The 19479-nt window shown below is 49.6% G+C and carries 17 protein-coding genes; 4 read left to right on the top strand and 13 right to left on the bottom strand.

Translation table 11 applies throughout. The features are described 5' to 3' along the window. Positions 1 to 228: 228 nt before the first annotated feature. From aspS to ACO0K2_RS07665, 9 genes are all read right to left on the bottom strand, one after another. Entirely contained in the window at positions 229 to 2034 is a 1806-nt protein-coding gene (gene aspS / locus ACO0K2_RS07705) for an aspartate--tRNA ligase (RefSeq protein ID WP_423017377.1), read from the bottom strand. Positions 2035 to 2104: 70 nt separating this feature from the next. Next, positions 2105 to 2707, bottom strand: coding sequence for a DUF502 domain-containing protein (locus ACO0K2_RS07700; protein ID WP_423017375.1), 603 nt, complete (start codon positions 2705 to 2707; stop codon positions 2105 to 2107). A gap of 57 nt (positions 2708 to 2764) precedes the next feature. Further along, on the bottom strand, positions 2765 to 3070 hold the full coding sequence (locus tag ACO0K2_RS07695) for an FmdB family zinc ribbon protein (RefSeq protein ID WP_423017373.1): 306 nt from the start codon (positions 3068 to 3070) through the stop codon (positions 2765 to 2767). Positions 3071 to 3151: 81 nt separating this feature from the next. Further along, positions 3152 to 4576 (bottom strand): sodium:solute symporter family protein, encoded by a 1425-nt coding sequence (locus tag ACO0K2_RS07690; protein ID WP_423017371.1) that lies wholly within the window; start codon positions 4574 to 4576, stop codon positions 3152 to 3154. 380 nt (positions 4577 to 4956) lie between these two features. Next, positions 4957 to 5274: a hypothetical protein gene (locus ACO0K2_RS07685; protein ID WP_423017369.1), complete on the bottom strand. Its 318-nt coding sequence runs from the start codon at positions 5272 to 5274 to the stop codon at positions 4957 to 4959. Positions 5275 to 5651: 377 nt separating this feature from the next. Then, positions 5652 to 6101, bottom strand: coding sequence for a hypothetical protein (locus tag ACO0K2_RS07680; protein ID WP_423017367.1), 450 nt, complete (start codon positions 6099 to 6101; stop codon positions 5652 to 5654). Positions 6102 to 6291: 190 nt separating this feature from the next. Continuing rightward, positions 6292 to 6939: a pyroglutamyl-peptidase I gene (gene pcp / locus ACO0K2_RS07675; RefSeq protein ID WP_423017365.1), complete on the bottom strand. Its 648-nt coding sequence runs from the start codon at positions 6937 to 6939 to the stop codon at positions 6292 to 6294. A gap of 9 nt (positions 6940 to 6948) precedes the next feature. Further along, the gene (locus tag ACO0K2_RS07670) at positions 6949 to 7944 is read right to left on the bottom strand and encodes a DUF979 domain-containing protein (protein WP_423017363.1); all 996 of its coding nucleotides are present in this window, start codon (positions 7942 to 7944) and stop codon (positions 6949 to 6951) included. Next, positions 7941 to 8669, bottom strand: coding sequence for a DUF969 domain-containing protein (locus ACO0K2_RS07665; RefSeq protein WP_423017361.1), 729 nt, complete (start codon positions 8667 to 8669; stop codon positions 7941 to 7943). The genes ACO0K2_RS07670 and ACO0K2_RS07665 overlap by 4 nt, the downstream gene beginning before the upstream one ends. A gap of 157 nt (positions 8670 to 8826) precedes the next feature. Between ACO0K2_RS07665 and apbC the strand changes: the two genes are divergently transcribed. Beyond that, positions 8827 to 9915, top strand: a complete 1089-nt coding sequence (apbC, locus tag ACO0K2_RS07660; RefSeq protein WP_423017359.1) for an iron-sulfur cluster carrier protein ApbC — start codon at positions 8827 to 8829, stop codon at positions 9913 to 9915. Beyond that, entirely contained in the window at positions 9915 to 11048 is a 1134-nt protein-coding gene (gene ribD, locus ACO0K2_RS07655) for a bifunctional diaminohydroxyphosphoribosylaminopyrimidine deaminase/5-amino-6-(5-phosphoribosylamino)uracil reductase RibD (RefSeq protein ID WP_423017357.1), read from the top strand. Before apbC ends, ribD begins: the two co-directional genes overlap by 1 nt. Positions 11049 to 11057: 9 nt before the next feature. Here ribD and ACO0K2_RS07650 read toward each other — a convergent pair whose 3' ends face one another. Genes ACO0K2_RS07650 through pxpB form a run of 3 tightly spaced genes read right to left on the bottom strand, consistent with a single transcriptional unit; the run spans position 11058 to position 13429 of the window. After that, positions 11058 to 11810: a 5-oxoprolinase subunit PxpA gene (locus tag ACO0K2_RS07650; protein WP_423017486.1), complete on the bottom strand. Its 753-nt coding sequence runs from the start codon at positions 11808 to 11810 to the stop codon at positions 11058 to 11060. A gap of 19 nt (positions 11811 to 11829) precedes the next feature. Continuing rightward, positions 11830 to 12756 carry a biotin-dependent carboxyltransferase family protein gene (locus ACO0K2_RS07645; RefSeq protein WP_423017355.1) on the bottom strand — a complete coding sequence of 309 codons (927 nt, stop codon included), beginning with the start codon at positions 12754 to 12756 and terminating at the stop codon, positions 11830 to 11832. Next, entirely contained in the window at positions 12749 to 13429 is a 681-nt protein-coding gene (pxpB, locus tag ACO0K2_RS07640; RefSeq protein WP_423017484.1) for a 5-oxoprolinase subunit PxpB, read from the bottom strand. The genes ACO0K2_RS07645 and pxpB overlap by 8 nt, the downstream gene beginning before the upstream one ends. 202 nt (positions 13430 to 13631) lie before the next feature. Here pxpB and ACO0K2_RS07635 point away from each other — a divergent pair, with 202 nt between their 5' ends. After that, positions 13632 to 14882 carry an exonuclease SbcCD subunit D C-terminal domain-containing protein gene (locus tag ACO0K2_RS07635; RefSeq protein ID WP_423017353.1) on the top strand — a complete coding sequence of 417 codons (1251 nt, stop codon included), beginning with the start codon at positions 13632 to 13634 and terminating at the stop codon, positions 14880 to 14882. Continuing rightward, positions 14879 to 18700 (top strand): AAA family ATPase, encoded by a 3822-nt coding sequence (locus tag ACO0K2_RS07630; RefSeq protein ID WP_423017351.1) that lies wholly within the window; start codon positions 14879 to 14881, stop codon positions 18698 to 18700. Before ACO0K2_RS07635 ends, ACO0K2_RS07630 begins: the two co-directional genes overlap by 4 nt. A gap of 82 nt (positions 18701 to 18782) precedes the next feature. Here the strand turns inward: ACO0K2_RS07630 and ACO0K2_RS07625 are convergent, their stop codons facing one another. Continuing rightward, positions 18783 to 19211: a hypothetical protein gene (locus ACO0K2_RS07625; protein ID WP_423017349.1), complete on the bottom strand. Its 429-nt coding sequence runs from the start codon at positions 19209 to 19211 to the stop codon at positions 18783 to 18785. Between the last annotated feature and the right edge of the window lie 268 nt (positions 19212 to 19479).

Below are 19479 nucleotides of genomic sequence, written 5' to 3'. Positions count from 1 at the left end.
TGTAGTTAATGTGCTTTGATTATAGGTTTCTTTAAAGCATCAAGTAAGCTACTTTCTATTGATGTGACGCAATTTAACGTTGTTTGCGCTATTGCATTTAAGGCAACGAAATGGATGTTAGACAGCTGGCGAAGATTCGTCTCCAAACAATGAGGAACAAAAATGAATGGTCGATAAATGAAAAAAAGCGAGGCCAGTGCCTCGCTTTTTATTGATACGATCAAGACATTAGCCTTTGATTGCTGGCTCTGTCGCGCGCAAACGGATATGCAATTCGCGTAATTGTTTTTCATCCACAGCCGACGGTGCTTGTGTCAACAAGCATTGTGCACGTTGTGTTTTCGGGAAAGCAATCACGTCACGGATCGATTCCGCACCGGTCATCATCGTCACGATACGATCCAAGCCAAACGCCAGACCACCATGTGGTGGCGCGCCATATTGCAATGCGTCGAGTAAGAAGCCGAATTTCAATTGCGCATCATCGTCGCTGATTTTCAACGCACGGAATACTTTGCTCTGTACATCTGCACGGTGGATACGAACGGAACCGCCACCCAATTCCCAGCCATTCAGGACCATATCGTACGCTTTCGCGATACATTTACCTGGATCGGTTTCCATCAGATCTTCATGACCATCTTTTGGTGCCGTAAATGGATGATGTGTTGCTGTCCAACGATCGTTTTCTTCGTCATGTTCAAACATTGGGAAGTCGATCACCCACAATGGACGCCATGTGTCTTCGAACAGACCATTGGATTTACCAAACTCACTGTGACCGATTTTCACACGCAATGCGCCGATCGCATCGTTCACGACTTTGGCCTTGTCCGCCCCAAAGAAAATCAGATCGCCATCTTGCGCGCCTGTTCTTTCCAAAATTTGAGTCAATGCAGCGTCGTGGATGTTTTTAACGATCGGTGACTGCAAGCCATCACGGCCTTTTGCCAGTTCATTGACCTTGATGTATGCCAGGCCTTTCGCGCCGTAGATCGCAACAAATTGTGTGTATGCGTCGATTTCAGAACGTGGCATGTTGGCACCGCCTGGTACACGCATACCAACGACGCGACCGTTGGCCATGTTTGCTGCACCAGAGAAGACTTTAAAGTCGACGTCTTTCATGATGTCAGTCAGTTCGGTGAACTGCAATTTCACACGCATGTCTGGCTTATCAGAGCCGTACAGGCCCATGGCTTCAGCAAAGTCCATCACTGGGAATGGATTTGGCAAGTCGATGTTGAGCGTGTTTTTGAATACCAAACGGATCATGTTTTCGAACATGTCGCGAATTTCTTGTTCAGACATGAACGATGTTTCGCAATCGATCTGTGTGAATTCAGGCTGACGGTCTGCACGCAAGTCTTCGTCACGGAAGCATTTCGTGATTTGGTAGTAACGATCAAAGTTCGCTACCATCAACAACTGTTTGAACAACTGTGGAGACTGTGGCAATGCAAAGAATTCACCCGCATTCACACGAGAAGGAACGAGGTAGTCACGTGCGCCTTCAGGTGTGGATTTCGTCAACATCGGTGTTTCGATATCGATAAAGCCGTTTGCATCCAAGAACTTACGCACTTCCATCGCCACTTTGTAGCGCAGGCGCAGGTTGTTTTGCATTTGTGGACGACGCAAATCCAGCACGCGGTGTGTCAGGCGTGTTGTTTCCGACAGATTGTCATCATCAAGTTGGAACGGTGGCGTGACGGACGCATTGAGGATTTCTACATTGTGTGCCAATACTTCGATTTTGCCGGATTTCAAGTTGGCGTTGCCAGTACCTTCTGGACGTGCGCGGACCAAGCCAGTGATACGCAAGCAGAATTCATTACGTACGGATTCAGCAGCAGCAAACACGTCTGCACGATCTGGGTCGCACACAACCTGTACCAAACCTTCACGATCACGCAGATCAATAAAAATCACACCGCCGTGGTCACGACGGCGATGCACCCAGCCGCACAGGCTGACGGTTTGGCCGAGTAATTCCTCAGTAGTGAGGCCGCAGTAATGGGTACGCATGGACATATTTCTTACCTGTCTGTATTCAAAATTAAAAATGGTTTGAAAGGATGAATGAGATCATTCACCTGATCAATTATTTTGGTGGGAGATGCTCGGGAGCCACCACGCCCATGGAAACAATATATTTCAGTGCTGCATCGACACTCATATCGAGTTCGATCGCGTCTTTTTTCGGCACCATCAAGAAAAAACCAGATGTCGGGTTTGGTGTTGTCGGCACATAGACGCTCACAAATTCGCCTTTCAGATGGTTCACCACATCACCACCAGGAACGCCTGTCAAAAAAGCAATCGTCCAGGAGCCTTGACGTGGGTACTCAATCAGCACTGCTTTGCGAAAGGCATTGCCCGAGGATGAAAACAGGGTATCAGACACCTGCTTCACGCTCGAATAAATCGAATTCACGATGGGAATGCGATTGAGCAACGCTTCCCACAGTTTGACCACATAATTGCCAATGAAATTTTGTGCCAGCAAGCCGGTCACAAAAATAATCATGAGCGTGAGGATGGTTCCTAACCCCAAGAACTGAAAACCAACGAGATTCTCAGGCCGCCACTCCGGAGGCAACAAGAGCAACGACTGATCCATGGTGCTAATGACTGCATGGAGCACCCACAACGTGATCGCCAACGGCACCAGGATCAACAAGCCAGTGATAAAGTATTTACGCATGATGATGAACTTTCTGGTTAATTCTGGTTAATAGATCACGTCGATGGATAAACCGTTTTAGTCTGTACTGGCCGTCGGTGTAGAAGACGCTGGAGCCGTCGATGGCGCTGCCGCTGTCGATGCGGACTCAGTCGAACTGACGGCAGGCGCTGATGTGCCGGTCGTCGCGGCGGAACCAGATCCACCACGGAAATCCGTCACATACCAGCCTGAGCCTTTCAACTGAAAGCCTGCAGCAGTCACTTGCTTTTTGAATGCCGGCTTTCCACAAGACGGACATTCAGTTAAAGGCTCGTCGGAAATTTTTTGCAATACATCTTTAGCAAAACCACAATCGTCACAACGGTAAGCGTAAATCGGCATACTCTCGCCCTAAAAAAACTGATAAAACCCTGAATTATAAAGGGTTTCACGCCGGATTTGCGCATCGCATCAAAAGCTTTATCAGGCAGTCAGCGTTTTCCGTGAGTATTGTGGCAACAAGGAACCCACGATCATCCCAACCGCACTCATCAGTAAGCCAACTAATTGCGGTGGCCAATAACCATCTGGTGCAATGATTTCCAGTGAAACCCAAGAGGCGATCCCAATGATAATCGAGACCAACCCACCCTGTGCTGTCGAACGCTTCCAATACAAACCAAACGCCAAGGGTACAAAAGCAGCCACCAGCGTGATTTTGTAAGCGTTTTCGACCATTTTATAAATACTTGACTCTGTATTCATAGCGAACATGGTGACTATTGCTGTAAAAACAAGCACGACACCACGCATCATGCGCAAAAATTGCTTATCCGTTTGCTGAGGAAAGAAGGGTTTTAAAATATTCTCAGAAAAAGTCACCGACGGCGCGAGCAAAGTTGCACTAGCACAACTCTTAATCGCGGATAAAAGCGCACCGAAAAACATCACCTGCGCCAGCATCGGCACTTTGGTCATGATCAAGGTTGGCAGAATTAACTGCGAGTCTTTATCGATCAAACTATCGACCATGCCCGGATCAATCAATGTCGCCGAGTAAGCCAAGAACATCGGAATAAACGCAAAGCAGAAATACAAAACGCCACCCAAAATAGATGCATTTCCAGCAATTTTTTCATTTTTAGACGACGCGACGCGTTGAAATACGTCTTGCTGTGGAATGGAGCCTAACATCATCGTAATCCACGCCGCAAAGAACCAGAGCATCTCGCGCCCCTCGGGTTTCGGCCAGAATTCAAATTTACCCGCGTTTGCGGCGTGCGAAATGACGGCGCCTGCACCGCCGACCATGCCTGAGACTTCCCATCCGATGTAAATCATGCCGACAACGATAATGATCATTTGTAAAAAGTCAGTAATCGCAACCGACCACATCCCTCCCATCAGGGTATAAATCAACACACTGGCAGCACCAATAATCATGCCGGTGTTCATTTCGATGTAGCCACCAGAGACAACATTAAACACGAGCCCCAGGGCTTTAATCTGCGCGGCAACCCAGCCCAGATAAGAGACCACGATACATAACGTGACCAAAATCTCGACAATGCGTCCAAACTTATTGCGATAGTAATCGCCGATTGTCAGCAAATTCATGCGATATAACGGTTTGGCGAAAAACAGACCCACCAACACCAAGCACAACGAAGATCCAAACGGGTCAGCCACGACACCTTTAAAACCCTCTTTCACAAAGGTGGATGAAATCCCTAAGACGGCTTCAGAGCCAAACCAAGTCGCAAATACCGTCGCTGTCACCACGTACATGGGCAATGAACGCCCAGCGACCGCATAGTCTTTCGAATTGTTCACGTAGCGTGCGGCGTACAACCCAATACCGACCGAAATAACCCAATACAGAATAACGAACCAGATAAGAGTGTTCATGAATTAGTACATACAAGAAGGTCAATAAAAAACCCGCGATACATTCATGCGGGTAATCCACGGGCTTGGTCGAGAAAATTGCAGCCGTCGATGGTCTGCAGATAGACAGACATCTGTCAGCATAGCGCAGGTAGACAATGTCTGTATTTAACGATGTTTTCCCAATAATTGCAGGAGTTTGAAGCAGAAATTCAGTGTGCGCAATAGAATTTAGCCAAATTATGAACGGAGTAAATTCTCTAAAAAGCAGGAACAGTGATCAATCGATGATTCACGCCTGTTTCTGGGGATTATTTCTTATCTTTTTACTTATAAACGCGTAGAGAGGGCATGCCGTACAACGGTCGCGAATCGATCGGCAATGCCCGATAATTAAGCAGTTATTCACTTTGAATATAGTTTCGGCACATTGCCATCACCTGCAAAAAATCAGCAGCATCATCGCGTTGGCGCAATACATCGAGCACATCGAGGATTTGTGTTTTTGATGGCATCCATTCGATGTTACTGGTACACATCCAACTAATAAGCCAAGGACGAAGTTCATCTATCGCCAAGGTGGCGAGGTCTTTTCGGGTTGGCGCTTGAAAAAGCGTTTCTTGTTGCTTTAATTTCTTTGCGGACTTCGGTGCAGACTTCGGTGCAGCACAAACTGAAGATTGAGCGATTCCAACACCATCTTCATGATTACTTTTCATTACAAGCATTCCCCCATAACCAAAAACGCCACGGCGTGACAATGCGACCAGAAATCGGGTCTCATGCCATCGTGCGTTTCAGCTCAACAACTTTGTGACAATTTGATGACATATCATACGATCTTTTATTTCACTCTTAACATCATTTTTAAATAATGTTACAAATTAAGTAAAACAAACGATCCTGAGACATCGTCAAGGCGTGTCCTGACAAGTTGTTCACAGAGTTGCCCACTGTTTAGCGCTATATATGCACAAGCTATGCACAGGTTATCCACTGGGATAGATCAAGCATTTGAGGATGCAGATTGACGTTGCGCCTGTCTTGGGGGGGCACTTTCACTCGAATAAATGTAAGGGAAAGGTCCTGCGTCGACCTACGAATAGACGTTCACATTCACCCCTACCGTCAAATTCGGTGCAACAACGGGCCTGACTGCATCCGTGCTTATCTGATTTTGCACTTGTTGCGCAGTTTGATTGGCATTCACACCGCCCACCTGTTGGGTCGGGTTCAACGGGTTTGCTTGGGCTTTCTCGGTCGCTTTTGTCCGATCGCTCCGATTCGAGGAGGATGCGGCAGGCGCTTTCTGTTGACTGGACTCAATCACGTGTTTGAGGCTACTAATTTTGCTCGATATCTCGGCAATCGCATGCTTGCCCTCTGGCGTTGAGGCAGAACTACAGTTAACGCAATCGGATAGCTGGTGTTGATACTGCTCTAATTGCGCTTGCAAAGCCGCCGCCGCCGCACCGTCAGAGGTCGTGGACGAGGAGGATGTCGTGTATGTTGTCGAAGTCGAAGAAGAATCTATTGCCTGCACCATGGTGTTCTCCTGATGGATGAAAGAAACATTGTCATGCCATCAAAAGACCCCCTGACTTCCCGCCCAGCGCGGTGAAAAGAATCATTGGCTCCATCACACAAGCAACAACAATGTAGGATGTAGTCGACCTCAAACAGGAAACCTTACACGTTTTTATATTTATTTCGCTAACAACACATCATCATGTCGCCTAATGGGTGATCCCCGCGGAGACTTTCACGTCTTTGGCAGTGTGTAAGCTTGTCTTGATCATAATACGTATCGCTTCGGTCATCATCCCAAGCGCCATACTCGGTGCACCTGGATGGGCAGCGGCCTGCTGTGGAGAATACGGCACATGGACAAATCCACCCGCTCTCACATGAGGAAGGCGCGAAAGTTGATGCATCAAACCATAGAAAACATGGTTACACACATAGGTACCCGCCGTGTGGGAGACACTCGCCGGAATTCCATTGTCTCGCAATGCCTGCACAATCGCCTTCATGGGCAAGGTACTGAAATAGCCGACGGGTCCCTCTTCCGTTACTGGGGTGTCAATGGGTTGCTGTCCGGCATTATCTGGAATGCGCGCATCGTTGATGTTGATGGCAACGCGTTCAACCGATATGTCAGTACGACCACCGGCCTGCCCCAAACAAAGAACAATGTCTGGCTTATGCACGTCGATCGCCTGTGCCAGCACGTCTAAGCTCGTATTAAATTCACAAGGTAGCTCGACACCCACTATCTCGTGACCATCAATAAGACTGCCGTGCAATACCCGCACAGCCTCCCACGAAGGATTTGACGTCTCGGAACCAAAGGGGGCAAAGCCCGTTAATAGAATTTTACGCATCAATTTTTCTTAAACTGAATGAGGAAATGCCAAAAAATACATCAAAAGAATATTGGCAATGAGCACCAACAACGCGGTAGGAATCTGTGTTTTGATGACCAGATATTTATCCTTGAGCTCCAATAATGCCGCAGGAACAATATTATAGTTCGCCGCCATCGGCGTCATTAAGGTACCGCAATAACCGGAGAACATGCCAATCGCCACAACCGCCGCGGGATTCGCATGTTGGCCGATAATTAAAAACGGCAACGCGACGCCAGCCGTCATGATCGGAAACGCGGCAAAGCCATTGCCCATAATCATGGTCATGACCGCCATACCAACACAATAAGCAATCACCAGACCCAAGCGACTCTCTGGCGTGATCAGCATGCTAACCACATGTTGAATAGCCTGTCCCGTGTGCGCCGTCACAAACACGCCACCCAGCATCGCCAGCATTTGCGGCAAGACCAGCGCCCAGCCAAGGGTATCGATCAAACGGCGTGACTCGCGGACTGCCTGTAACGGTGTGCCGCCTGTCACGCCACAAGATAAGAGCAATGCGCAAAGGCATGCCACGACCAGCGCGGCCAGCGTGAGGTTGCTCTGATCCAAGAGGTACCAATCACCGATGTGCACTGTTTTTGCGAATAACGTCAAAATAACGGTGATCACCGGAATCGATAAAGCAGGCAAAAAAATCTTCATGCCGATTTTTTTGAGTTTTTCTTGGAATACGGGCGTCATCACCCTGCTGTGCTGTCCGGAACCCAACAGATTGGCGCCAGCAATCAGCGCCAGCAATAGAACTACAACGCCATTGATCCGATAGGCAAGCGGCTTGCCGAGTTGCGCCACCATCAGGTCACCGAACAAGAAACTGCTGCTAAACAATAACCAGAACAAGCCGGTCGACCACCGTTTGGGATGAGCGGTGTCACGCCATGTCATTCCTGCCACCAACAACAACACAATGCCAATTACATAAAAAACGAGATGAATATTAGCAATACTGTTCATGATGCACTCGCTTTCCCGATGGCCTCTTGGGTGGTGCGCCATGCATTAACCTCAGCGGCAATGCGGGCATCCAAACGTGAAAGCCGTACCAAGTGAATCAATAAGGCCGCGATGGCTGTCGGTAAGCCCCAAAGCCCCACCGTTAAAGGCTCAATCTGACTGATGCCATTCTCTTTCAGAAACGTTGTCATCAACAACACGGCACCAAATGCGATGAAGATATCTTCCCCAAAAAACAGGGCGATATTGTCGCAAGCAGCCGCGTGAGCAGCGATCTTATCGCGAAGATCGGGGGGTAAATCACCGTAATTTTGCTGTGCAGCCCCTTCAGCCATCGGCGCCAACAAAGGGCGCACGGTCTGCGCATGACCACCAAGGCTCAGTAATCCCAGCATGGCGGATAATTCACGCACCACAAAATACAACATCAAAATCCGACCAGTCGTCGCGCTGCGAATGTTTCGCACCCATTCTTGCGCCCGCTCGCGCAGACCATAGTGTTCTAACAAACTGATGATGGGCAAAATCAGAATCGAACTCGACAGTTGACGACTATTTAAAAATTTCTCGCCAAACGTCTCTAATAGCGCGCCTACATCCATGCCGACAGCGAGTCCGGTGATCAACCCTGCTAGGGTCACGACCATCAGCGGATTAAACCGCAGCGCAAAGCCGACGACAATAATAGGAATGCCAATCAGTGGCAGGTAGAGTTGTATATCCATCTATGGTCTCCAAGGATATCGTTTTATATTGATGTTGAGCCCTGACCATAACAGAAAGACAGCATTTTTTCTACGAAGATTCAACGACGCCGCCAAGGGCTATTACATCGGATTTCCTGTTTTGCGCTAGACTTGCGGAAATTGAATGGAGAAACACATGACGCTCACTGCCGAAGTTGTAAAAAATACCTTATCCCAAGTCATCGACCCGAACACTGGCAAAGACCTTGTCAGTAGTAAATCGGCTAAAAACATCCAAGTGTCTGGTTCAGCAATCAGTCTAGATGTGGAGCTCGGCTATCCCGCAAAAAGCCAGCTCGAACCGATACGTCAGTTAGTTGTCAGTGCGTTGAAACAAGTGCCCGGCGTGGGCGACGTGACGGTCAACGTCACATCAAAAATCGTAGCCCATGCAGTGCAACGCGGCGTAAAACTTTTGCCAACCGTTAAAAACATCATTGCCGTCGCCTCCGGCAAAGGCGGTGTAGGAAAATCCACCACCGCAGCGAACCTTGCGTTGGCATTGGCCGCTGAAGGTGCCGCGGTTGGTATTTTGGATGCCGATATTTATGGTCCGTCGCAACCCTTGCTGATGGGTATTTCTGGTCGTCCAGAAACAACCGATGGTAAAACCATGGAGCCAATGGAGAATCACGGACTGCAAGTATCGTCGATCGGCTTCATGATTAACCCTGATGAACCAATGATCTGGCGTGGTCCGATTGTCACCCAAGCGTTGCAACAATTACTCACGCAAACCAACTGGCGTGATCTGGATTATCTGATTGTTGATATGCCACCTGGCACAGGTGACGTACAGCTGACTCTGTCACAAAAAGTGCCTGTCACTGGCGCTGTCATCGTGACAACGCCACAGGACATTGCCTTGCTGGATGCGCGCAAAGGCTTAAAAATGTTTGAAAAAGTCGACATCCCTATTTTGGGTATTATCGAAAATATGAGCACCCACATTTGTTCTCAATGTGGCCATGCTGAGGCCATTTTTGGTGAGGGCGGTGGCGAAAAAATGTGTGCTGATTTCGGTATCGACTTCTTGGGACGTCTGCCATTAACGATGGCGATCCGTGAGCAAGCTGATGCAGGCAAACCAACGGTGATCGCCGATCCAGAAGGTCCGATCGCCGCCGTGTATAAAGATATTGCTCGTAAGATCGCAATCAAAGTCGCAGAGAAAGCGAAAGATATGACGAGCAAGTTCCCAACCATCACGATTCAACACACCTGATGACAACAGCTGCCACTTTGCGGACGGATGAGCGCCGGTTCATGGAACTGGCGCTGGAGATGGCATCCAACGCCACGATAGAAACCTCACCCAACCCCAAAGTGGGGTGTGTGATTGTGAAAGATGGCAGCGTGATTGGTCGTGGCTGGACACAGCCGGTTGGTCAGGCACATGCCGAAGTGCAAGCACTGCGTGATGCCGCCGCGCAAGGATACGATGTGAAGGGGGCAGTTGCTTATGTCACTCTAGAACCGTGTAGTCATTTCGGACGTACCCCGCCTTGCGCCAATGCCTTAGTGGACGCTGGTGTTGCACGCGTGGTGGCAGCAATAGGCGATGCGAACCCGCAGGTTGCTGGGCGTGGATTCGCTATCTTGCAGCAAGCGGGGATCAGTGTTGCATCGGCTGCTGAACTCGGCTGGCAAGATATTGCCGATACCGCACGAGAAATGAACATCGGTTTTTTTAAACGGATGGAAACTGGCACACCATGGGTACGTCTCAAAGTCGCTGGTAGTCTTGATGGCAAGACGGCGTTACCCAATGGGCAAAGTCAATGGATTACAGGTCCAGAAGCAAGGCAGGATGGACACCGTTGGAGAGCCAGAGCGGATGCCATCTTGACGGGGATCGGCACGGTTATCGCAGACAATCCTGCACTCACTGTCAGAGGGATCAGCACGCCTCGACAACCGCACAAAATTGTATTGGATTCGCAATTGCGTATCGATCCGAACGCACAACTATTCAATGCCGCAAACGTGATGATTGTGTGCGCACAAGAAAACGCAGAAAAACAAGCGGCACTCATCGCTCGCGGTGCCGAAGTTCTGTGCTTACCTGACTCGCAAGGCCGCATTGATCTGCCAGCGCTCATGCGAGAACTAGGTCGGCGACAATACAACGAAGTCCATGTCGAGGCAGGAGCAACGTTAAATGGCGCGCTCATGACTGCTGGTTGCGTCGATGAACTATTGGTGTATCTCGCGCCAAAGCTTCTCGGTAACGGCGCTGGTCTCTTCAAGCTTCCTACGTTGAGCCACGTGGATCAGTCCCCGCAGTTATCGATCAATGACCTGACGACGATTGGTGACGATATTCGTCTACTGGCAAGAATCAAGCACAAGGCGTGACCACCTTTTTTAGCTATTGAAACCCTTCGAAGCGCTGATATGGATGTGACGAGCGATCAGCTCTGCGCGTAATTCGCGGGCAAGTTGCAGGGCATGTGCACCATCACCATGGAGACACAAGGTATCAATCTGCATGGAAAGCGTTGTGCCTTCGATGCTCGTCACGGATTGCTGTTCAACCATGCGTAGCGCTTGTTGCAAGGCAAGTGGCACTTCATCGATGGTTGCACCCGGTAGTCGACGAGAAACTAGTGTCCCATCACCGTTGTAACGTCGATCAGCAAATGCTTCTTCCGCCACAGGCATACCAGCACGTCGTGCAGCCTGAATCAACGCACTCCCTGCTAAGCCCACCACTCGCAATTGGGGACCCGCAGCGGCAATCGCGTTCACAACCGTCTCCGCTAGGTGCACATCACGCGCGGCTTGGTTGTACAAGGCACCATGGGGCTTCACATGTACCATCTGTGCCCCCTCTTCCGCACATATCTCTTGCAGCGCTTGGATCTGTGCTAACACCTCGTCAAACACCTGCTGCAAAGGGATCTGCATTTCTGTACGACCGAAATTTTCCCGATCGACAAAACTGGGATGCGCACCGATAGCAACACCACACCGCAACGCAGCACGCACCGCTTCTCGCATACTTTCCGCATCACCTGCATGGCCACCGCACGCGATATTGGCAGAACTGACGCACGCCAGAATCGCTGCATCATCGGCCCCACCTTCACCAAGGTCCGCATTTAAATCAATGGTGATGTTTTGCTCTTGAGAGACATTATTTCCCATATAAACTCCATTCAAACCGGTATAACTCATGTTGCCATTGTTGACGCGCCGCTGTCGCTCCGTCGAGGTTCGTCTCAACAAAACAGAATTGTCTTCCAGCAGGGGCTTGGGCGAGCTTCCATAAGTCTGCCGCGATCACCACGGCGATACGGGGATACCCACCCGTTGTTTGTGCATCCGCCAACAAGACAATCGGTTGCCCATTTGGTGGCACTTGCACCACCCCTGGTAAAACGCCATGCGATAAAAGCTCTGATGGCGCATGCCGTTGCAAGGTGCTTCCCTGTAGACGATAACCCATCCGATTACTCTGTGTGCTCACCGTCCATGCTTGTTTAAAGAATTGCTGTTGGCTGACTTCATCAAACTGATCAAATTCAGGACCACGTAAAACACGTATTTCAGGTGTCCATTGTCGCTGCGGTGTGCCTAGTTTATTTTTTAACGAAAAGGTCTCGCCCATGGGCAGGCGATCGCCATTGCGCAATGGCCGCCCCTCATGACCACCAAACCCAGCACCGACATCCGTCGACCGAGAGCCCATGATGACCGGCACATCAATTCCCCCATCAACAGCCAGATAAGTACGGACACCCGTCTTAGGACCACGTAAACGAAGTCGTTGCCCTTCTTTGAATGGGTAGCGCCAACCACAATATAGCGCCTGATCATCCAAGGTCGCATCAAAATCCGCACCACAGAGCGCAAGCCAACCATCCCGTAAAAACCGTATCTCTACGGGCCCCGCCACGACCTCCAGCCCAGCGGCGGTTCCTGCATTATTGACCAAACGATTCGCAAGCCACATTGCAGGCGCATCTAGCGCACCGGCCTGCGCCACACCCATGTGTCGAAATCCTGATCGTCCTTGATCCTGCACCGTTGTCTGAATACCTGCACGAAGAATTTCAAGCATGATTCTCTCCGTGCTGTAGAGCGACATCAATCGGAACAAATCGCACCACATCGCCACTTTGTAAGAGGCTCGGCGTTGGGCGATTGACATCAAACAAACGCAAGTCTGTCCGTCCAATAATTTGCCATCCGCCAGGACTACTCGACGGATAGATCCCTGTTTGCTGTCCGCCAATGCCTACTGAACCAGCAGGCACGGCGACCCTGGGCTCAGCACGGCGCGGTGTCGCTAATGATGCGGGGAGGCCTCCGAGGTAGGCAAATCCTGGCTGAAATCCGAGAAAATAAACAAGATATTCCGCCTGACTGTGCGCAGCGATCACGGCTTCTTCACTCAATCCTGTGTGCGCGGCGACGACCGCTAAATCGGGTCCATCTTCCCCGCCGTAACGGACAGGAATGATTATTTCTCGTGGGGAAAACTGTTCTGCCTCCACCAATGCCCAAAGCGTCTTGAGTCGATCGATCATCTCGTCACCGCGTTGTAGATCGGGATCAAACACTGCGGTGAGATTATTCATTCCAGGAACGACATCGATACACTGCGCTTCATCATTCAGCGCCTGCGCCACCGCCCAGATCCGACGCTGACAATGCGGATCAACAGGCAGAAGCGATTGCATCACTGCCGCATTTTCGCCGAGTAGATAAAAATTCATCGCGGGTTGCTGCAGCGTATTTTTCATGGTTCGAGATCGGTTTTTCTTTAAAAGGCGGGTAAGGCAGAACAGCATCCTAACAGAATTAGATGACACACAAAAAACAAAAAAATCGTCACGAGCGCACCGAAGACGCGCTACCATTTCTGCGGCATCTGCGCTATATTCAGAACAACCCGCTTGTTCCGCTACCCCGCATCAGTAAGAAGGATTTTCCTTGCGCCTCATCCACACTTCCGACTGGCATTTAGGTCAAACACTCCATCAATTTGAACGTTATAACGAGCATGAGGCTTTTCTCACTTGGCTACGCACAACGCTCGTTACACAAGAAGTCGATGTGTTGCTGATCTCTGGTGATATTTTTGATACTGCCAATCCTTCTGCCGCAGCACAAAAGCAATTCTACCGCTTCCTACAACAAGCAAAGATCGCTTCTCCAACACTTCAAATCGTGATCATTGCTGGCAATCATGATTCTCCTGGACGCCTCGAAGCTCCAGCACCGCTCATGGAAAGCTTGGATGCAACAGTGATTGGATTTATCCCTCGTTTAGAGAATGGCGATATCGATCTGCAACGTCTCGTTATTCCTCTGCACGACAAGCAGCATCACATCGCGGCGTGGTGTCTCGCTATTCCTTTCCTCCGCCCAGGCGATGTCCCTCGCGTTGAGGGCGCGCGCGATCTCTATATGGAAGGAATTGCATTACTCTATCGCCAAGCCACGGACTACGCGCTCAGTGTGCGGAATGACAATCAAGCAATCATTGCATTGGGACATTGCCATATGGTGGGCGGCGAAGTCTCTGAATACTCCGAACGGCCTATCGTTATTGGGGGTACTGAAGCACTGTCTGCCAATGTATTTGACACATCGATCGCCTATGCTGCACTAGGGCATTTACATCTAGCACAGAAAGTCGGTAAGAAGGACCATCTACGTTACTGTGGTAGCCCCATTCCCTTGTCATTTGCTGAAGTCGATTATCAACATCAAGTACTGCAAATCGACCTCGATGGCGATACCGTGACACAGATCACATCATTGCCTGTGCCTCGATCAGTCGAATTATTACGGATCCCACGGCAACCACAATCTTTAGCCAAAGTCTTAGTGGCACTGACCGCCATCGATATTCCACAAGATACACTGCCGGATAACATGCCATTTTTAGAGGTACGCGTGCTCCTCGATGCCCCTGAGCCAACGCTTCGTGCAACCATAGAACAAGCCATCGAAGGTAAGCGGGTCAGACTCGCCAAGATCGATACTCACTTTACCCATGCCTCTGCAGAAAAAAGCGATATCCAGCGATTAGAAGAGCTCGAAAAGCTACAACCACAGCAGATCTTTGAGCGTCTTTACCAACGTAAATATGGCACCAAGGACCCTTCAGAGATTCCAGCCGAGATCACGACGGCGTTTGCAGAACTTCTGCTTGGAACACCGGAGGTGCGGTCATGAAAATCTTGGCACTCCGTGGTAAAAATCTAGCATCCCTTGCGGGCGAATTTGAAGTCAATTTTGAAGAAGAGCCATTGCGTTCAGCCGGACTGTTTGCCATCAGTGGGCCAACGGGTGCAGGTAAAAGTACCCTCTTAGATGCGCTGTGTATGGCTCTCTATGATGAAACGCCAAGACTTGTCAAAGCGAGTGGCAACAAAACCTTACCCGATGGGAAAATATTCATTTCTCAACAAGACACTGGCAACCTGCTCCGACGCGGAACAGGTGACGGTTATGCGGAAGTGGATTTTGTTGGTAATGATGGCATGACCTACCGCGCACGTTGGAGTGTCAAACGTTCTTACAACAAAGCCAGCGGCAACTTACAAGCAACGACGATGAGCTTGCATCAGTTGCCAGTCTTAATCGCGATTGGCGGTAATAAAACCGAAGTTAAAGCAGAAATTGTCCAACGTATTGGTCTCAAATTTGAACAATTTACCCGCGCCGTTTTATTGGCACAAAATGAGTTTTCTAGCTTTTTAAAAGCAGATGATGATGATCGAGGCAACCTCCTGCAAACACTGACAGGTAGCCACATTTATCAAGAGCTCTCGATCAATGCATTCCGACGCGCGAAAGAAGAACGCGAAGCATTGGAGCGATTTCATTTGCGACTGGCTGATCATAAGCCACTGAACGACGAAGAACGACAAGCTCTCGATAACAACATCACCACCAGCACGGCGCGTTTAACGCAGCTCGACGCTGTCGTGAAAGCGATCGACGACCATCTACGCTGGTATCATGAGTTAGAAAAATTGACGCAACAAGAAGCGGCAGCGCGTCTCGATGTGCAACGCGCTGACGACATTGAACGAGAAAGTGCGCCACGCGCCACTTTACTCCGACGCGTCGATCTCGTACAAAGTGTGCGCCCTCTCATCACTGAGATCCAACGCCTCACGGCCAGTATAAGCCAAGAAACAAGCACCATCGAACAGGCACAAATCCGTCTCGAAAAAGGTCGTCAGGACGAACTGCAATTACAAGCGACGTTAGCAGAAGCAACAACACAATACCAACTCAGCGAGCAAGCGCAAAGCAACGCAGCACCGGAGCTCGAACAGGCCCGGTTGATCGATGCCAGCATCGCGCATTTGCAACCGCAGCTCCAAGAGGCAAAAGAAAAATCCGCTCTCGCTGATCAACATCATGCGAAAGCGAGTCGTGAACATCAAGAGAAACAGGCAGCCTTAGCTCAGTGCGAAAAACGTGTTCAGACCAGCCAACTGTGGCTACACCAGCACCGCGCAATTGAAGGGCTGGCTGAGCAATGGCCAGCGTGGGAACGCCTGTTCCGTCAGGCGGCACAGTGTCAACAAGACGCACAATTTCACCAGCAGCGAGTAACCGATTTTCAAACGGCAGAGGTCACTCAACAGGCGCTCGTTGGACAACATCAAGATGCCGTCACTAAAGCCACAGAGCAACTTGCACACATAGAGCAACAACGTTCACTGCTGGCCCAAAATTATGCCCGTTTTGATCTCCCTGCGCTTCAACAGCAGAAGCATATTGCAGACCAACGTCGACGAGACATCGTGTCTGCAACTCAACTTCTACAACATATCAAAGAGCAGCGCCACCGTATCACAACGCACGACACCAATATCGTTTCTATAGACCAACGCATCAATGACGCGCAAGAACAAGCACTCCACGCCGAAGCAGAGTTACCTGCCGCATTCGCCGCCACACAGCAAGCAGAGCAAGCACTGAAGGCAGCAGAGTTGGCATGTGCCGCCAGTGTGGAAGAATTACGTGAGCAACTTGAGGCAGCATCGCCATGCCCCGTTTGTGGCGCGACAGAGCATCCTTATGCGCAACATCAACCACAATTACGTGCCCTACTCGCTACCTTGCAAGAACAACTGAACACCTGTCGTCAGAAAGAGCAGCAATGGCGTGAACAGTGGCATCAACAAAAAACCATCGCTGATCAGCAACATCAGCAGCGGCAACATCACTCGCTTGAATTACAGCAATTACGAGACGCGGTGCGACAACAAGAAGAGGTATGGCACGACCATCCGCTGTATCCATTCGCGACGTCATTGCCGACGCCGCTCATCAATGAGGACGCGATTCTTACTTGGCTGACGCAGTTGTATGACGACAATGAACATCGCCTTGCGCAGCTACAACAACAAGAAATCGAATACCAGCAAGCCTTACAAGCCAAAGAAGCTGCACAAACCGCATGGGATCAAGCGCAAAAGCAATTGGCGATCTGCAAAGATGCACTACAAACAAGCCATCTCGATTTACAACAAATTGTCACACAGCGCCAACAAGCCATAGAAAAAATCGCCAGTGCCGAACAAGGCTTGCACAGCGCACTCGATGATATAGATCAGGCATTTATCTCTCGTGACTCATCCGAGGATACAGAAAGCGATGCGGTATCTTTACGCGATACCTGGCGCGATTTGTGGAAAGCATCTCCCGTCGCCTTTCAAGAAAGCTGTGCGCAACAAGTGCTCCAATGGCAGCACTCGATGAACACCCTGCGACAAGCGTCCGAAGAACGCAACACACTCACTTTGACACTGACAACACTCGCAAGTACCGAACTGCACGCACAACAAGAACAGCACCGAACTGCGCAAGAATGGCAGCGGTGCATCCAGCAATTGGAAGCATTCCAACAGCAACGACAACAATTCTTCAAGGGAGAAGCGGTACACAGCGTTGTCGCCCGCTTGCACCAAGCGGTTCAAGCTGCCAAAGAAGCCCAAACATTGCTCGCTGAAAAGGTGCTAGCGCACCAGCATTTGTTGATACAGACAAACGAGGCTTATACACAAGCGCAACACCGCTTATCAGTACTCCAACAGCAACAAGTGCAACGCCTAAGCGAACTTGACAACTGGCTGTCGACGCACAATTTGGCACATCCAGATCACCCACTGGATCTTCCACAATTAAAGACACTACTCGCACACAGCCATCAATGGATGACTGCCGAGCGCGAAGCCCTCCAAGCCATCAGCAATGCATGCCAACATGCGCGTACGATTGTGCAAGAGCGTCAGCAACAAAGAACCACCCATCTTCAACAACAACCAATCGCCCTCCCTGATGAGGTCACAACAGAATCGCAGCCAGATATTGCTACCCTACAAACACAGCGCACATTTTTTACAACACAGCAGCAGGTCGCGCAAGCAGAAGTGATCCAACTCCGCACGCAACTAAGTCAAGATGAGCACCGGAAGGAACAAGTAGCCTCACTTTTAGACGCATTAAAAGCACAAGAAAATCGCTACCGAATTTGGGCGCAATTAGGTGAACTCATCGGTGCGTCAGATGGTAAAAAATTCCGCAATTACGCCCAGCAATACACCCTCGATATGTTGCTCGCCTATGCGAACCAACACTTATATCAACTCGCACGTCGGTATCGCTTACAACGCATCGACGACAGCCTTGGCTTGCTGGTCATTGATCAGGACATGGGTGATGAACGCCGCTCAGTTCACTCCCTCTCTGGCGGTGAATCTTTCTTGGTCTCCCTCGCACTCGCATTGGGTTTAGCGTCGTTATCGAGTAACCGTGTCAAGGTCGAATCCTTGTTCATCGATGAAGGTTTTGGAAGTCTCGACGCAGATACCCTCCGCATCGCCATGGACGCCCTCGATAGCCTACAAGCCCAAGGCCGTAAAGTGGGCGTTATTTCTCACGTTCAAGAAATGACTGAGCGTATCTCCACCAAAATTATGGTGCGCAAAGCGGCGGGTGGAAAAAGTATTGTCGACGTGGGGCGACGTTAAAAGATAGGCCTGAGGAAAGCACCAAATCCTCAGGCTGATTTAGTGATAGTCATGGGACTGCAAGGGGATGAAGTAGGAGTTTTTAACTGGCTTGTAGAGTTAATTCATAACCAAGTGGTGTCTTAGATTTTTCAAATGCATCATCGATTATCTTTTTTACGGTTTCCTGATCGAGCTTCACATCGCTATCAAGTTTTACACTGTAAGTCGTAGAACCTTTGGCCTCTCCTCGGTTTTTTTCTTTAGGATTTTTATTCGAGTTTATAGCAGGTGATAAGTAGGTAGTAGACACACTCTGCAATGGATATAGTTGAAATTTATCAAATAGTGCCGCCACTCTGTCGATCGCTTGTTTGTCTTGCGTTGTCAATACAATCTTTAAGTGTGTTGGCTTTAGAGGTACTCGTACTGGGTCTGATGGCCTCGAATGGGAAATAGTGTCGTCTGCCAGCGAAAAATGATGAATAAAAGAAAGACCGATTAAGGCAATAACTTTGGTCCATATTTGCATAACAATGACCTCCGTGAAAAATCGCGCACAAGAAAAATATTAAAGTAACATTAACATATCCCATCTTCTTTATCAAACAATGAACTAGTCAAGTAGGCGAATTGGTAGCGAATGAAGTTGCTATTGGTACCTCAACAATGACTCACATTTTCAGTTTAATAAAACCATCCACAGTGCCGCCAATCGAGATTACCTCAAGGCAAAAGCACTGACGCGCACTGGATTCCCGCCTGCGCGGGAATGACGACGTGGTGGATGATGGTTGGTG

It is taken from the genome of Undibacterium sp. MH2W (genome assembly GCF_049340215.1).
In the GTDB taxonomy this organism is placed as follows: domain Bacteria; phylum Pseudomonadota; class Gammaproteobacteria; order Burkholderiales; family Burkholderiaceae_D; genus Undibacterium.
Note: the sequence above shows the minus strand (reverse complement) of the source record. Positions and strands in the feature narration are given on the sequence as shown.

What these genes read in the sequence shown, in the direction of transcription:
- aspS (WP_423017377.1), bottom strand. Translation starts at nt 2,034, where the DNA reads ATGTCCATGCGTACCCATTACTGCGGCCTCACTACTGAGGAATTACTC.
- ACO0K2_RS07700 (WP_423017375.1), bottom strand. Translation starts at nt 2,707, where the DNA reads ATGCGTAAATACTTTATCACTGGCTTGTTGATCCTGGTGCCGTTGGCG.
- ACO0K2_RS07695 (WP_423017373.1), bottom strand. Translation starts at nt 3,070, where the DNA reads ATGCCGATTTACGCTTACCGTTGTGACGATTGTGGTTTTGCTAAAGAT.
- ACO0K2_RS07690 (WP_423017371.1), bottom strand. Translation starts at nt 4,576, where the DNA reads ATGAACACTCTTATCTGGTTCGTTATTCTGTATTGGGTTATTTCGGTC.
- ACO0K2_RS07685 (WP_423017369.1), bottom strand. Translation starts at nt 5,274, where the DNA reads ATGAAAAGTAATCATGAAGATGGTGTTGGAATCGCTCAATCTTCAGTT.
- ACO0K2_RS07680 (WP_423017367.1), bottom strand. Translation starts at nt 6,101, where the DNA reads ATGGTGCAGGCAATAGATTCTTCTTCGACTTCGACAACATACACGACA.
- pcp (WP_423017365.1), bottom strand. Translation starts at nt 6,939, where the DNA reads ATGCGTAAAATTCTATTAACGGGCTTTGCCCCCTTTGGTTCCGAGACG.
- ACO0K2_RS07670 (WP_423017363.1), bottom strand. Translation starts at nt 7,944, where the DNA reads ATGAACAGTATTGCTAATATTCATCTCGTTTTTTATGTAATTGGCATT.
- ACO0K2_RS07665 (WP_423017361.1), bottom strand. Translation starts at nt 8,669, where the DNA reads ATGGATATACAACTCTACCTGCCACTGATTGGCATTCCTATTATTGTC.
- apbC (WP_423017359.1), top strand. Translation starts at nt 8,827, where the DNA reads ATGACGCTCACTGCCGAAGTTGTAAAAAATACCTTATCCCAAGTCATC.
- ribD (WP_423017357.1), top strand. Translation starts at nt 9,915, where the DNA reads ATGACAACAGCTGCCACTTTGCGGACGGATGAGCGCCGGTTCATGGAA.
- ACO0K2_RS07645 (WP_423017355.1), bottom strand. Translation starts at nt 12,756, where the DNA reads ATGCTTGAAATTCTTCGTGCAGGTATTCAGACAACGGTGCAGGATCAA.
- ACO0K2_RS07630 (WP_423017351.1), top strand. Translation starts at nt 14,879, where the DNA reads ATGAAAATCTTGGCACTCCGTGGTAAAAATCTAGCATCCCTTGCGGGC.
- ACO0K2_RS07625 (WP_423017349.1), bottom strand. Translation starts at nt 19,211, where the DNA reads ATGCAAATATGGACCAAAGTTATTGCCTTAATCGGTCTTTCTTTTATT.